We start from the raw sequence: 14,158 nt of genomic DNA, 5'->3' as shown, positions 1-14,158 counted from the left end.
CATGAAGATCACCAAGATCACCACGTATCGCGTCCCGCCGCGCTGGATGTTCCTCAAGATGGAAACCGACGAAGGCGTCGTCGGTTGGGGCGAGCCCGTGGTGGAAGGCCGTGCGCGCACCGTCGAGGCGGCGGTGCACGAACTTTCCGAGTACGTGGTCGGCAAGGACCCATCCCGCATCAACGACCTCTGGCAGACGATGTACCGCGGCGGTTTCTACCGCGGCGGCGCCGTCTTCATGAGCGCCATCGCCGGCATCGACCAGGCCCTGTGGGACATCAAGGGCAAGGTGTTGAATGCCCCGGTATACGAACTGCTCGGCGGCCGCGTGCGCGATCGCATGAAGACCTACTGCTGGGTGGGCGGCGACCGGCCGGCCGATGTCATCGCGCAGATCCGCGAGCGCATGGCCCATGGCTTCGACACGTTCAAGATGAACGGGTGCGAGGAAATGGGCATCATCGGTTCGAGCAAGGCGGTGGACGCGGCCGTGGCGCGCGTGGCCGAGATCCGCGAGGCCTTCGGCAACACGATCGAGTTCGGCCTCGACTTCCATGGGCGCGTGTCCGCGCCGATGGCCAAGGTGCTGGTCAAGGAACTGGAACCGTTCCGTCCCTTGTTCATCGAGGAACCGGTACTCGCCGAACAAGCCGAGTATTACCCGCGCATCGCGGCGCAGACCTCGATTCCCATTGCCGCGGGCGAACGCATGTATTCGCGTTTCGAATTCAAGAGCGTGCTGGAACGCGGCGGCATCTCGATCCTGCAACCGGATCTCTCGCACGCCGGCGGCATCACCGAATGCGTGAAGATCGCCGCGATGGCCGAGGCGTACGACGTGGCCCTGGCGCCGCATTGCCCGTTGGGACCGATCGCGCTCGCCTCGTGCCTGCACGTGGACTTCGTCAGCTGGAACGCCACGCTGCAGGAACAGAGCATCGGCATCCACTACAACAAGGGCGGCGAAGTGCTCGATTACGTCCTCAACAAGGACGCGCTCACCCTGGACGATGGCGGTTATGCGTTGCCGTTCAGCGGGCCGGGGCTGGGCATCGAGGTGAACGAGGAACTGCTGATCGAGCGCAGCCGGGAAGTGGCCGACTGGCGGAATCCGCTATGGCGGCATCCCGATGGGTCGGTGGCGGAGTGGTGATGGCGGCTGAGTGGTGATGGGGCACTGAGTGGTGGGAGGGCGCGGTGCCTGGCCCGCTGCCGCGGGATCGCCGCTGAAGCGGCTCCCACAAAGAGCATCGCTAACTGGGGCGGATTCCACCAGAGCATCGCCGACAGGGTCGGCTCCCACCTGTCTGCGGCAACCTGGTGGGAGCCGACCCTGTCGGCGATGCTCTTTGTGGGAGCCGCTTCAGCGGCGATACCTACTTTAGCGAACCACCCGGGAATCGATCACCCGCACCTGCCCGACTCCCAACCCATCCAGCCGATAATCCCCCACCGCCTCGCGCAGCAGCCGCAACGTCGGCAACCCCACGGCGGCAGTCATCCTTCGCACCTGCCGATTCCGCCCCTCGCGCAGCACGACACGCAGCCACGCATCAGGCACCGTCTTGCGAAAGCGCACCGGCGGATCGCGCGGCCATAGCCAGTCCGGCTCGTCGATGGCTTCCACCACCGCCGGCAACGTCGGCCCATCCTTGAGCACCACGCCATTCCGCAGCCGCTCGAGCGCATCCTCCGTCGGCACGCCCTCCACCTGCACCACATAGGTCTTCGGCTGCTTGTGCTTCGGATCGGCCAACCGGTGCTGCAACTTGCCGTCGTCGGTAAGCAGCAAGAGCCCTTCGCTGTCGTGGTCCAGCCGCCCCGCGGCATACACGCCCTTCTGCGGCACGAAGTCGGCCAGCGTGCGCCGGCCGGCTTCGTCGGTGAACTGGCAAAGCACCCCGAAGGGCTTGTTCAACGCGACCAGCACCTTACTTGGCGGTGGCGGGCTTCACGAAGCGCAGGGTCATGCGGTCGGATTCGCCGATGGCCTGCCACTTGGCCTTGTCCGTCTCGCCCATCTCCAGCGTCGGCGGCAACGTCCACACGCCCTTCGGATGGTTGTGGTCGTCCTTCGGATTCGCGTTGACCTCGCTCTGTGCGTCGAGCTTGAAACCCGCGTCGGTCGCCAGCTTGATCACGTAGTCGGTCGGCAGGTAGCCGGAGTTCACGACCTCGTCGAGCTTCTTGCCCGCATCCGCGCGATGATCTTCCACGCCGAGCACGCCACCGGGCTTGAGCACGGTGAAGAAGGACTTGAACATCGCTTCGGCGCTGCCGTCGGCCGCCCAGTTGTGCACGTTGCGGAAGGTCAGCACCATGTCGGCCGAACCCGGTGCGCCGAGCACGGGTGCCTTGTGGTTGAACTCCACGATCTTCGCGTTGCCATACTGCGCCGGCGCGAAGGAGAACTTCTTCTGCAAGGCCGCCGTGCTCTTCGAACCTTTTTCGACCGCGCCGATGTAATGGCCGTTGTCATGGAGGAAGGGAGCGAGGATCTCGGTGAACCAGCCACCCGACGGCCAGATCTCGATCACGGTCATGTCCGGGCGGATGCCGAAAAAGGTCAGCATTTCGCGTGGATGCCGGTATGCATCGCGCGCCTTGTTCTCCGGCGAACGCCAGCTGCCGGCGATCGCCTTGTCCAGTTCGGCGGCGGTGAGCTGGCTGGCGCTGGCGGGCGGCGTCGCCCGGGCCGGCTGGTCCGTATCGGCGGCGAGGGCGGTGTGCGCGAACGCGAGACCGAGCATTCCAACACAGGCGAAAGCGAGCTTCTTCATGGCGGCACCGGAAGGTAGGGGACGTGGGCGGGAAGGCTAGCACGTGTGTGGGCCCAGGCCTTGAGCTTATGCATACAATCCCTTCGGCATCCTCCACGCTCCACCCCAGGGAACCCCACATGCGCCCTCCCCACCTCCGCCCGTTGGCGGGCGGCATCCTTATCGCGCTGGCCTCCGGCGTGGCCGCCCAGGACGCACAGCTCGCGCCCGTCGTGGTCACCGCCACCCGTACGGCGCAGTCACCCTACGACATCCCCGCCGCCATCGACGTGGTCGCCACGCCACCGGACGGATCGCTCGACGTGAACCTGTCCGAGCGCGTACAGGCGATCCCGGGCATCGTCGCCCGCGACCGGCAGAATTACGCACAGGATACCCAGGTATCGATCCGCGGTTTCGGCGCACGCTCCACCTTCGGCATCCGGGGCGTGCGGCTCTACACCGATGGGATACCGGCGAGCATGCCGGACGGTCAGGGCCAGGTGTCGCACTTCAACCTCGACTCGGCGGACCGGGTCGAGGTATTGCGTGGGCCCTTCTCCGCCCTCTACGGGAATGCGTCGGGTGGCGTGGTGCAACTTTTCACCGCCGATGGCACCGAGCCACCGGAACTGCGCTTCGGCATCGCCGGCGGCAGCAACGGTAATTTCCGCACGTCGGTGAACGCGCGCGGCGTGGACGGACCGGTCGACTATAACGTCGACTTCACCCACTTCCGCACCAGCGGCTATCGTGACCACAGCACCGCTCGGCGCGAGTCGGGCAACGCGAAGATCGGCTGGAAGGTCGACGACGACGCGAGGCTGACCCTCGTGGTCAACACGTTGGACGCGCCCGACGCCCAGGACCCGCTGGGACTCACCCGGGCGCAGTACCGGGCCGACCCGCGCCAGGTCGCCGCCGTGGCTAACACCTTCGACACCCGCAAATCGGCGGACCAGCAGCAGGCCGGCCTGATCTACGACCAGCGTATCGACGAAGCCAACAGCCTGCGCGCGATGGGCTACTACGGCCAGCGCGGGGTCACGCAATACCTGTCGATTCCGGTCGCGACGCAAGTCTCCCAACGGGGAAACTCTGGTGGCGTCGTGGACCTCGACAACGAATACGGCGGCGGCGACGTGCGCTGGACGTGGCGCGACACGCTGGCCGGACGGCCGTTCGAACTGGCCACGGGCGTGGCGTACGACAACCAGGAACAACACCGCCAGGGCTACAACAACTTCGTCGGCGGCACGCTCGGCGTCCGCGGCGACAAGCGCCGCGACGAGATCGACCGTGTCTTCGACTTCGACCAGTACGCCCAGGCGACGTGGCGCGTCGCCGGTGACTGGAGCCTGATGGGAGGCATCCGGCACAGCGAGGTGCGCTTTCGTTCCACCGATCGCTACGTCGCCCCGGGCAATCCCGACGACAGCGGCACGGTGAAGTACAGCGCGACCACGCCCGTGTTCGGCGTGCTCTGGCGCGCGGCGCCCTGGATGCATGTATACGCGAACTGGGGCCGCGGCTTCGAGACGCCCACGTTTTCCGAACTCGGCTACCGTGCCGATCGCGGCGCCGGATTGGCCTTCGACCTCAAGCCCTCGCGATCGCACAACGCGGAGCTGGGCCTGAAGCTGCGTCCGGCCGATGGCATCGAAGCGGGGCTCGCCGTGTTCCGCGCGGATAGCGACGACGAACTCGCGGTGGCGACCAATCTCGGTGGCCGCACGACCTACCAGAACATCGCTCGGTCGCGGCGACAGGGAGTCGAGGCTTCGTTCAGTGCCGGGCTGGCACGAAACCTTCGGTTCATCGCGTCGTACACGCACTTGCAGGCGAGCTTCCGCACACCCTTCCTCACTTGTGTGGCGGCGGGCTGTCCCGCCCCGGATACACCGGTGCAGGCCGGTACGCGTATTCCGGGGGTGCCGCGTTCGACGGGCTATGCGGCGCTGAAGTACGGCGGTGAGCGCGGCTGGCAGGCGGGGCTGGACATGAATGCCATGGGCGCGACGTCGGTGAACGACCTGGGCACGGAATCGGCGCCGGGGTATGCGTTGCTCGGTGTGTCCGGCGGGTACGTGTTCGACCAGGGGCCTTGGCGGGTGAACACCTTCGCCCGGGTGGACAACCTGGCCGACCGGCATGTGATCGGGTCGGTGATCGTCAACGATGGAAACGGACGGTATTACGAGCCGGCGCCGGGGCGGACGTTCCTGGTGGGGGTGGATGTGCGGTGGCGGTGAGGGTGATGGAATTTCGCCGCTGAAGCGGCTCCCACACGGCGCTCTTGTGGGAGCCGCTTCAGCGGCGATGCTCTTAGCCCTTAACCGGAAATCGCCAGGCGCTCCGAGCGGTACAGCAGAGCCGTGCCCCACACCGCCACAACGGCCGCGGCGAAACCGCCCGCAAGACACAAACCGAGCTGCCACCCGGGCACGCCGTCCCCGCGCAACAACTGCACGATCCCCAGGTTCTGCCCGAGCAGCGGCACCGCGTACATCCATGGCTCCGCACGCACGGGGATCACCGAAAGCAAGGCGCTCGGCAATACCGGGATGATCATCAGGATCGACAGGTAGGTCTGCGCCTCGCGGTAGCTCTTGGCGAACGCCGACACGAGCGACTGCAATGCGGCCAGCAGCACGATCAAGGGCAGCATCAGCAACACCACCTGCGAGCCGAACCGCAGCCCGAGGTCCAGCGCGATGCCCAGCTTCTCCACCGGAATGAACAAGGGCGCGGTGGCGAACGCCGCCACGCTGAGCAGGAGGCTCACCAGCGAGAACGTGCAGATCGCCGCGAGCTTCCCCGCCAGGATCTTCCAGCGCGCCACGGGATTCACGAACAGTGGCTCCAACGACTGGCGTTCGCGCTCGCCGGCGGTGAGGTCGATGGCCAGGTACATGCCCCCGAGGAAGACCGTGAGCACGAAGAAATAAGGCAGGAAGGAGAACATCAACGCCGACCGCGACTGCGACGTGGCCTGGTCCCTGTCGGCCACCTGCACCGGCCACGCCGTGGTCGGTGACAAGCCTCGCGCGATCAACCGCATCGCACCTTCGCGTTTTCCGTATGACTCGACCACGCTGCGCACGCGCATCACTGGCGTGGACGCGTCGCGCCGCGAGGAATCGTAGATCAACTCCACCTGTACGGCCTGGCCCTTGCTCCATGCCTGGGCGTACTCCGGCGAGATGCGCAGCACGATGTCGGCGCGCTGTTCGCGCACCGCGTTCTCCGGATCGGGCATGGCCGGGGCCGCATCGATGCCCGCGCCCTTCAACGCGGCGACGAGGTTCGGCGCGACCTCCGCACCGATCACCGGCACGGATATCGGCCGGTCGGACTTGGCCAGTTCGCGGTTGACCATCACGTTCATCAACATGATGAACATGACCGGTCCGAGCAAGGGACCGGTGATCAAGGCATTGACGAGCGTGCGGCGATCGCGAAGGTTCTCCCGCACTTCCTTCCAGTAAACAGCGGTGAAGGCGCTCATGCGGCGAGCCCCTCATCGGTACCGATGATCTTCACGAAGGCATCCTCGAGGCTGGTTTCGCCGGTTTGCGCGAGCAAGGCGGAGGGCGATTCATCGGCGACGACACGCCCGTGGGCGATCACGACGATGCGGTCGCACAAGGCGGCCACCTCCTGCATGATGTGGCTGGAGAAAAGCACGCAACGCCCTTCGTCTTTCAGTTGCCGCATGAAATGGCGCATGGCGCGCGTCGCCATCACGTCCAGTCCGTTGGTGGGCTCGTCGAGCAATACGTTGCGCGGATCGTGTACCAGCGCGCGGGCGATCGCGGTCTTGACCCGTTGCCCTTGCGAGAAACCCTCGGTGCGCCGCGTGGCGATGTCACGCATCTCCAGCGCATCGATCAGGGCCTCGCGACGCTGCCGGAGCAGGCCGGGTTCCATGTCGTGCAGGCGGCCGAAGTAATCGATGTTCTCCGTCGCGGTCAGGCGCTTGTAGAGCCCTCGCGCATCGGGCAACACGCCGAGCTGGCGGCGGACGGCGAGCGGATCGACCGCGGCGTCCACACCGTCGACCAGCACCTGCCCGGCATCCGGCGTCATCAAGGTGTAGAGCATGCGCAGCGTGGTGGTCTTTCCCGCGCCGTTGGGGCCGAGCAGGCCGGTGATTTCACCATCGCGCGCGGTGAAGCTCACGCCATTCACGGCGCGTACCTCGCCGAACGCCTTGTGCAGGTCCTTGACCTCGATCATGGGGTGGCTCCGTTGAATCCGACGAAGACGGGCAAGGGCTTGAGGCGATCCAGGCACGACGTGTCGAGGCCCTTCGCATCCGCCTTGTCGATGAAGCGGTCGAGCAGGCGGGGCATGCAGCCGCGCGCGACCACGTTGTGGCCCTGCCCCTTCAACACGAGGTGGCGCCCATTGGGCAGGCCCTTCACCACCTCGTCGCCGTAACGCGGTGGCGTCACGGGATCGAACTCGCCGGACATCAACAGGGTGGGCACGCCGCTCTTCAGCGGTTCGTGGAAATCCGCCGGACGCGCACCGTGAGGCCAGACCGAACACGCCGCGCGAAACGCCTCGATCATCGTGTCGCCGAGGATGGTGTCCTTGTCCTGCGGACGTGGTTGCAGCAGGTCGGCATCTTCGGAGCAGATAACCGAGTACTGCATGCCGCCGTCCATGGTGTCGCCGAGATCGCCGGTGAGAAGCTTCGCCTGACCCAGCAGCGGACCGACGTCGCCGCGCGCGGCGGCGTCGATCGACAACGGCAACAAGGCGGCGGTTTCCGGGGAGTAGGCGAACATCCGCACGACGGTGGCCAGGGAGACCTCGCTCAGCACGCGTTGCACGGACGCATAGTTCTGCGGATCGCGGAAACTCACCTTGTGCGGGTTGGCGCGCAGGGCATCACGCAGCTGGTAGAGGGTCTGGTAGGGATCGCTGAAACGCGCGCGGCAGGCCTCGTCGGCTTCGCAGCGCGCGAACTGCGCCTTCAGCGCGGCATCCAGGTTCACCGCGAAATCTTCGCCCAGCACGAGCGAGTTCGGTGCGATGCCGTCGAGGATCAACGTGCGCAGGCCGTCCGGGTGTCGCATGGCGTACTGCTGGGCCACGCGGGTGCCGTACGACACGCCGAGCAGGTCGAACGTCGGTGAACCCAGCGCGCGCCGCACGTCTTCCAGATCCGCCACGGCATCCGTGGTCGTATAGAAGCGCACGTCGGCGTCCTTCGAGAGCTGCTCAAGGCAGTGGCGGGTTTCCTTGCGCACGGCCTCGGCGTCGAAGCCGTGCGTTTCCTCCGCGCCACCGGGCACGCCCGGCTCATCTTCGCGGCAGCTCAACGGATGCGATCCGCCGGTACCGCGCTGGTCGAGCAGGAGCAGGTTGCGGTGCGCCAGCAGCGGCGCCATCGCCGGTGCGATCGCCGGATAACTTTCGGCGGCGGACTGCCCCGGGCCACCGGCGATGAACGCGACCATGTCGGGGGCCGGCACCTGCGCGCTGCTGCGGACGACCGCCAGGCGCAAGGCGATCTTGCGGCCGCCGGGATTCGCGCGATCCTCCGGCACCTGGAAAGGCGCGCACCACGCCGCCGTCGACAAGCCCGAATGCGGCTGCGGCAGTTCGCACGGCTTCAGTTCCAGCGAGCCGAGCTTCCACACCCGTGGCGGCGCGGGACGCGTCGCGGCAGGCGCCTCCGTCGTCGTGGCCGGTTCCTCCGCCCGGTGATGCATCCATTGCCGTCCCGAGAGGGTGGCGGCGACGATCGCGATGACGATGGCGATCCGTGGCGCTCGTTTCATACGCTCATTCCCCCGGGGTAAAGATGGATTCGATGGGCAGTTCGAACAGCTTCGCGATCTTGAAGGCGAGCGGCAGGCTGGGATCGTACTTCCCGGTTTCCACCGCGTTCACCGTTTGCCGGGACACGTCCAATCTCTCGCCGAGATCGGCTTGCGACCATCCCAACGCCGTTCGCAGTTCGCGGACGCGGTTGTTCATCGGGCACGGTAATACAAGCGGACGGCGCACTTGACCACGCCGAAGCAACCCAGCAGCACCGGCAACACCCAGATCGCCACCGCCTCGGCGGGCGGCGCGGCGATCACCCGCGCGTTGAGCAACATGCCGTAGGTGAAGAAGCCGAAGGCGCCGATGCCGCCAGCGATGGCGATGGATTCGAGATCGATGCGGCGCTCGAATTCGTCCTGGTCGCGGATCACGCGCACCATCGCGCGAATGACGAAGGCGATCGGCAGCACGGGCAACAGGGTGACCAGCGTTCGCGCCAGATTGCCCTCCAACGTCTTCAGCCAACCGACGGAGAGAAACAGCAGGATCACGTAGGCCAGCATCGCCGGGAAGAATTCACGCAGGTAACGCTTGTGCACGGCACGCATCGCCGCTCCCCTTCGATGGATGTAGTCGGACGGCCTTGTCGGACGGCCGGAGGCATGTCAAGCACGCTTTACACCATCATGCGATGAACGTCCCGTCCTGTCAAGCGTCCTTGACATCCATCGATCTGCGCCCTTTCGGCATCGATACGTCGATACGGCAAGGGGGCCGTAAATGCACACCGGCACATTCGCCTTTCCCCGATCCTTGCTTCCGACGGACGTACCCGCGCCGATCGGCCGGACCGCTTCGCCACCAGGGAGACACGCCATGCATCCTGTCATCCGCCTGTTCGCCGGCACCGTCGTCATCGTCCTCGGCACGGCCAGTTCCGTGGGCTACGCCGCCACCGCCACGACCACGTTCAACGTGCGTGTCACGATCACCGCCGCTTGCGACATCACCACGACGGCACCGACCGATGTCAACTTCGGCAGCCAGCCATCCACCGCGACCAACGTCGACAACCAGGGCGCGCTCAACGTGAACTGCACGCCCAGCGCTCCCTACACGATCGCGCTGGACAACGGCCAGAACGGCACCGACGCGAACTCGCGCAAGATGAGCAACGGCTCGGCCCTGGTGCCTTACCAGCTCTACCGCAACGCCACGCGCACCGCGGCCGACATCTGGGGCAGCACCACCGGCGCGGGCGGCAACGTCTACGCGGGCACGGGGACCGGCAGCGTGCAGAACATCCCCGTCTACGGCCGCGTGCCGAGTACCAACTTCACCGCCGGCAGCTACACCGACGTCATCACCGCCACGATCACGTACTGACGGTGTGCCGATGGGCGCTCCGCGTGGCGAAGGCTGCCGCGATGGCCATCGCGGCCATCGTGGCGCCGGTGGCGTCGGGCAGTGGATTGCAGGTGACGCCCATCGGCCTTCGCCTCGCGGCGAAGACATCGGCCGAGGCACTATGGCTGACGAACACGGGCAACGATCCGATCCAGGCCCAGGTCCGCGTCTTCCGTTGGACGCAGGTGAACGGCGAGGATGCCCTGGCGCCATCGCGCGACCTCGTGGTGAGTCCACCGATGGTGGCCATCGAGCCGGGGGATCGCCAACTCGTGCGCGTGATCCGGCAGGCGACGCCACCGCCTGGCGGCGTGGAAGCCGCCTATCGCATCCTGGTCGACGAATTGCCGGTGGGCATGGCCGCCAAGGGCGGGCTGACCTTCATCCTGCGCTATTCCATTCCCGTTTTCCTTGCCCCCGCCGGCGACCCGGCGACGAAAGCAGCACTGGAAACCACCTGGGAAGAAACGGCGGCGGGTACACGACTGCGCGTGCACAACAGCGGAAACGGCCATGCGCAAATCGCGGACGTGACCTGGCAGGGTCCGGAGGACCGGCGCGACGTGCTCCTGTCCGGGCTGGTCGGCTATGCCCTGCCGGACTCGACGATGCGCTGGACTCTTCCGACGGACGTGCCGAGGGGCGGCGTATTGCGCGCGAGGATCAACGGTGAGGCGTCCGAATCGACGCTGGTCGTTGACCCTAGGGGCCCTTAGTGTCCTGGCGCTCGACTCCGGCAGCAGCCACGCCTCGTCCAACGAACCGATCCCCGTCCCACCTCCGCCCACGGTGATGCCACGCGTACGAACCACGGGAGAAGACCTCTATCTCGAGGTGGTGCTCAACGGCTCGTCGACGGAGAAGCTCGTGCACTTCATCCACCGCGGGGAAACGCTATGCGCGCTGGCCGGTGACTTGCGCGGGCTGGGGTTCATCCTGCCGCCCGGTGACGGCGAACGCTGCCTGCCGGATATCGAAGGTCTTCGTTATACCTACGACGTGCGCCTGCAACGCGTGGATATCCAGGTACCGAACGAACGTCTGCACCTGCCCACGCACATCCTCAATCGACAGGAACGTCCCGCGTTGCGCGCCACGAGCGGGACCGGGGTCCTGCTCAACTACGACATCTACGCCGCGCACGGTGGTGGCGAGGGCAACATCAGCGGGCTCGCGGAATTGCGTGGCTTCAGCGAAGGCCTGGGCGTGCTCAGCACCACCTCGTTGACCCGTCGCTACCAATCCCACGGCGTGGGATGGCGTGGAGATTCCGTGCGGCTGGATACCCAGTGGCGGCTTTCGTTTCCCGATCGTGCGCAGGTGTTGACCATCGGCGACACCTTCACCGGTTACCTGGCCTGGACACGGGCCACGCGTATCGGCGGAATCGCCTACGGCACGGATTTCGCCACCCAGCCCTATCGCGTGACGACGCCCCTGCCCCAGTTCTTCGGCGAGGCCACGGCGCCATCGTCGGTGGAGCTTTATGTCGACGGCATCCGCCAGTACAGCGGCAAGGTGCCGGCCGGCCCGTTCCAACTCACCGCCGTTCCCGGCATCGACCAGGCCGGACAGGCGCAAGTGGTGCTCACGGACGCGCTCGGCCGCAGCAGCACGGTCACCTTCCCTTTCTATGCCGCGAGGCAACTGCTGCGCGAAGGCCTGGACGACTGGTCGGTGGAACTCGGCACGGTACGCCGGGCCTATGGCATCGACTCCTTCTCGTATGGCGACGCACCGGTCGGCAGCGCGACGTGGAGGCATGGCGTCACCGACGCGCTCACCGTCGAATCGCACGCCGAAGGGGGTGACGGGCGCGGCACCGCGGGCGCGGGCGGCGTGTGGAATCCCGTCGGGGCACACGTCCTGAATGCGTCACTGTCCCTGTCCCGAGGCGGCGGCAGGCAGTATGGATTCGGCTACGCATGGAACGGGCACTACATGAATGCGTCGATCGACACGTTGCGTGGCGACGCCCGTTACCAGGATGTGGCCGCGGGTTACGGCTCGCCCCCGCCACGCGTCAGCGACCGCGCGCTCATCGGCTTCAACGTGCGCGAATCCAGTTTCGGCGCCAACCTCGTCCGGCTCCGCTACAGCGGACAGCCCATCTCGCGATACGCCGGCCTGTTCGCGCTGCGCAACGTCGGTCGCGGCGTATCGTTGAGCGCCAGCTACAACCGTAACCTCGACGATGCCTCGGACCGCAGTTTTTTCATCGGCGTGACCGTCGCGTTGGATCTCCGCGCCACCTTGAGCGCATCCATGCAGCGCGACCGCGAGCGGACCTTCGGCGTGGTCGACGCCAGCCGTGCCATCGACGGGGACGGCGGTTTCGGATGGCACGTGCAAGGACGTTCGGGCGCGGATGCGGGCGGTCTTGGTGAAGTGGGCTGGCTCGGCAACCGTGGCCAGCTCACCGTCGGCGCAAGCGACGTGGGGCCTTCCTCGTACAGCTATGCCGATGCCAACGGGGCGATCGTGCTGATGGGCGGGCACGTGTTCGCCGCTCGTCGTATCGACGATGCCTTCGCCCTCGTGACGACCGAGGGTGCAGCGGACGTTCCGGTGTTGCTCGAGAATCGCCGTACCGGCGTGACCGACAGCCGTGGATTGCTGCTGGTCCCGCGGCTGAACGCCTACCAGGACAACCGCCTCGCCATCGACCCCCTCGACCTGCCCGCCGACGATCGCGTACAGCGCGTCGAAGCGACGATCGCGCCCGCGGACCGTTCGGGGGTGATGCTGCGCTTCCCCGTGAAGCGGGTGCGCGCCGCGCTGACCACGCTCGTCGACGAATCCGGCTCGCCCCTGCCCCTGGGTTCCACGGTCGCGACGGGCGATGGTGGAAACGCCATCGTCGGCTATGACGGCATGGTCTATCTCGACGACCTGGAAGGCAGCACCATCCTCGACGTGGATATACAAGGGGGCGGCCATTGCAAGGCGACGCTCGACTACCCCTCGCATGCGCGCAACCTGCCCGATCTCGGCCCGCTGGTTTGCCGGGGTCACATGCCGTGAAATGGCTGGCACTCACCGCCATCGCATTTGCCGCACTGCTGGCGGGGCCGCGGGCGGAAGCCGCGACCACCTGTACGATCACCAGCATCACCACGCTCGCCTTCGGTCCCGTGGACCCCACGTCCGGCACCGTCGATGGCACGGCGACGATCAACTACAGCTGCACGTACAGCGGCGGCCTGCTCGGCGGTCTTTACGGCGTCTACGTCACCGGGTGCATCGGGCTCGCTCCGGACGACCTCGGCAACGTCTCGCCGCGTACCGCCATCAACGGCAACAGCGATCGCATGCAGTACCAGCTCTACAAGGACTCACCACGCAGCAACGTGTGGGGCCCCATCGGGAACGCGACGTACACGCCGCTGACCTTCCAGTTGACCTTCACCATCCTGTCGAATCCACAGACACGCACCGGCTCGGTCACCGTCTATGGCCGGGTGCCCGCCGGCCAGTCGACGCTGTCGAGCGGCACGTACAGCGGGACCCTTGCCGGAGGGCTCAACGCGAACGGGATCGCGTACCGCTACAACGAGGTGCTGCTCAGCCTCGGCACGTATCCGGCGAGTTGCCAGAGTGGCGGCGGCGGTGGCGCCAGCGCGGCCGGGCCGTCCTCGACGGTGACCGCATCGGTATCGAACCTGTGCACCCTCGCCACGGCGAGCGATCTCAACTTCGGCAGCGTATCCGGCCTGCTGCAGGCGAACACCGACCAGACCTCGTTGCTGCGCATGACCTGCACCAACCGCGCCGCGTATCAGGTAGGGCTGGACAATGGACAGAACGCCTCCGGGACGACGAGGCGAATGACCTCCGGTAGCGGCTTCGTGAACTACGAGCTTTACCGTGACAGTCCGCGCACGCTGCGTTGGGGAGAGTCGCTGAACGTCGATACGGCGACGGGGACGGGTTCGGGCGCGGAACAGACACTGACGGTGTATGGGCGCCTGCCGGTGCAACCGGCCGTCGGCGCTGGCGTGTACAGCGACGTGGTGAAGGTGACGGTGACTTATTGAGGAGCCGGACTTGTCGAGGGACTTGGGCTTGTTGAGGGACTGGGACTTGTCGAGGGACTGGTGGGAAGCCGCTTCAGCGGCGATGGGTGCTTGCCTCGGGCTGGCCCGCTGCCGCGGGATCGCCGCTGAAGCGGCTTCCCACCAGGTTCTTGCAACCTTGCAACCTTGCAA

Annotated in this window: 13 protein-coding genes; 6 read left to right on the top strand and 7 right to left on the bottom strand. The window is 66.6% G+C overall.

Translation table 11 applies throughout. The annotated features are described in order from the left end of the window. The first annotated feature begins 1 nt into the window (after nt 1). A complete protein-coding gene (gene dgoD, locus AB6730_RS04210) occupies nt 2-1,153 on the top strand; it encodes a galactonate dehydratase (protein WP_371022407.1) in 1,152 nt (383 codons plus the stop codon). A 228-nt stretch (nt 1,154-1,381) separates the two neighbouring features. Here the strand turns inward: dgoD and AB6730_RS04205 are convergent, their stop codons facing one another. Next, complete coding sequence (locus AB6730_RS04205) at nt 1,382-1,930, bottom strand: rRNA large subunit pseudouridine synthase E (RefSeq protein ID WP_371022406.1); 549 nt, start codon at nt 1,928-1,930, stop codon at nt 1,382-1,384. Nucleotide 1,931: 1 nt separating this feature from the next. Further along, a complete protein-coding gene (locus AB6730_RS04200) occupies nt 1,932-2,780 on the bottom strand; it encodes a class I SAM-dependent methyltransferase (RefSeq protein ID WP_371022405.1) in 849 nt (282 codons plus the stop codon). Between the two features lie 119 nt (nt 2,781-2,899). Here AB6730_RS04200 and AB6730_RS04195 point away from each other — a divergent pair, with 119 nt between their 5' ends. After that, nucleotides 2,900-5,011, top strand: a complete 2,112-nt coding sequence (locus AB6730_RS04195; RefSeq protein WP_371022404.1) for a TonB-dependent receptor family protein — start codon at nt 2,900-2,902, stop codon at nt 5,009-5,011. An 80-nt stretch (nt 5,012-5,091) separates the two neighbouring features. Here AB6730_RS04195 and AB6730_RS04190 read toward each other — a convergent pair whose 3' ends face one another. From AB6730_RS04190 to AB6730_RS04170, 5 genes are read right to left on the bottom strand one after another with little or no spacing between them, the layout of a single operon-like run. Further along, the gene (locus tag AB6730_RS04190) at nt 5,092-6,267 is read right to left on the bottom strand and encodes an ABC transporter permease (RefSeq protein ID WP_371022403.1); all 1,176 of its coding nucleotides are present in this window, start codon (nt 6,265-6,267) and stop codon (nt 5,092-5,094) included. Further along, nucleotides 6,264-6,998: an ATP-binding cassette domain-containing protein gene (locus AB6730_RS04185; RefSeq protein WP_371022402.1), complete on the bottom strand. Its 735-nt coding sequence runs from the start codon at nt 6,996-6,998 to the stop codon at nt 6,264-6,266. The genes AB6730_RS04190 and AB6730_RS04185 overlap by 4 nt, the downstream gene beginning before the upstream one ends. Continuing rightward, nucleotides 6,995-8,554, bottom strand: a complete 1,560-nt coding sequence (locus AB6730_RS04180; protein WP_371022401.1) for an alpha/beta hydrolase — start codon at nt 8,552-8,554, stop codon at nt 6,995-6,997. The genes AB6730_RS04185 and AB6730_RS04180 overlap by 4 nt, the downstream gene beginning before the upstream one ends. Nucleotides 8,555-8,558: 4 nt before the next feature. Beyond that, complete coding sequence (locus AB6730_RS04175; RefSeq protein ID WP_371022400.1) at nt 8,559-8,753, bottom strand: helix-turn-helix transcriptional regulator; 195 nt, start codon at nt 8,751-8,753, stop codon at nt 8,559-8,561. Beyond that, nucleotides 8,750-9,151, bottom strand: coding sequence for a hypothetical protein (locus tag AB6730_RS04170; protein WP_371022399.1), 402 nt, complete (start codon nt 9,149-9,151; stop codon nt 8,750-8,752). The genes AB6730_RS04175 and AB6730_RS04170 overlap by 4 nt, the downstream gene beginning before the upstream one ends. Nucleotides 9,152-9,419: 268 nt before the next feature. Here AB6730_RS04170 and AB6730_RS04165 point away from each other — a divergent pair, with 268 nt between their 5' ends. The 4 genes from AB6730_RS04165 (at nt 9,420) to AB6730_RS04150 (ending at nt 13,987) form a co-directional block, all read left to right on the top strand. Then, the gene (locus tag AB6730_RS04165; RefSeq protein ID WP_371022398.1) at nt 9,420-9,929 is read left to right on the top strand and encodes a spore coat U domain-containing protein; all 510 of its coding nucleotides are present in this window, start codon (nt 9,420-9,422) and stop codon (nt 9,927-9,929) included. A gap of 41 nt (nt 9,930-9,970) precedes the next feature. After that, on the top strand, nt 9,971-10,666 hold the full coding sequence (locus AB6730_RS04160) for a molecular chaperone (RefSeq protein ID WP_371022397.1): 696 nt from the start codon (nt 9,971-9,973) through the stop codon (nt 10,664-10,666). Nucleotides 10,667-10,742: 76 nt separating this feature from the next. Further along, nucleotides 10,743-12,974 (top strand): fimbria/pilus outer membrane usher protein, encoded by a 2,232-nt coding sequence (locus AB6730_RS04155; RefSeq protein ID WP_371022396.1) that lies wholly within the window; start codon nt 10,743-10,745, stop codon nt 12,972-12,974. Next, nucleotides 12,971-13,987, top strand: coding sequence for a spore coat protein U domain-containing protein (locus AB6730_RS04150; RefSeq protein WP_371022395.1), 1,017 nt, complete (start codon nt 12,971-12,973; stop codon nt 13,985-13,987). The genes AB6730_RS04155 and AB6730_RS04150 overlap by 4 nt, the downstream gene beginning before the upstream one ends. Nucleotides 13,988-14,158: the final 171 nt, after the last annotated feature.

Origin of the sequence: Luteibacter sp. RCC_6_2, from assembly GCF_041360655.1 — a bacterium.
Classification (GTDB): domain Bacteria; phylum Pseudomonadota; class Gammaproteobacteria; order Xanthomonadales; family Rhodanobacteraceae; genus Luteibacter.
The sequence above is the reverse complement of the archived record's forward strand: the minus strand, read 5'-3'. Positions and strand labels throughout refer to the sequence as shown.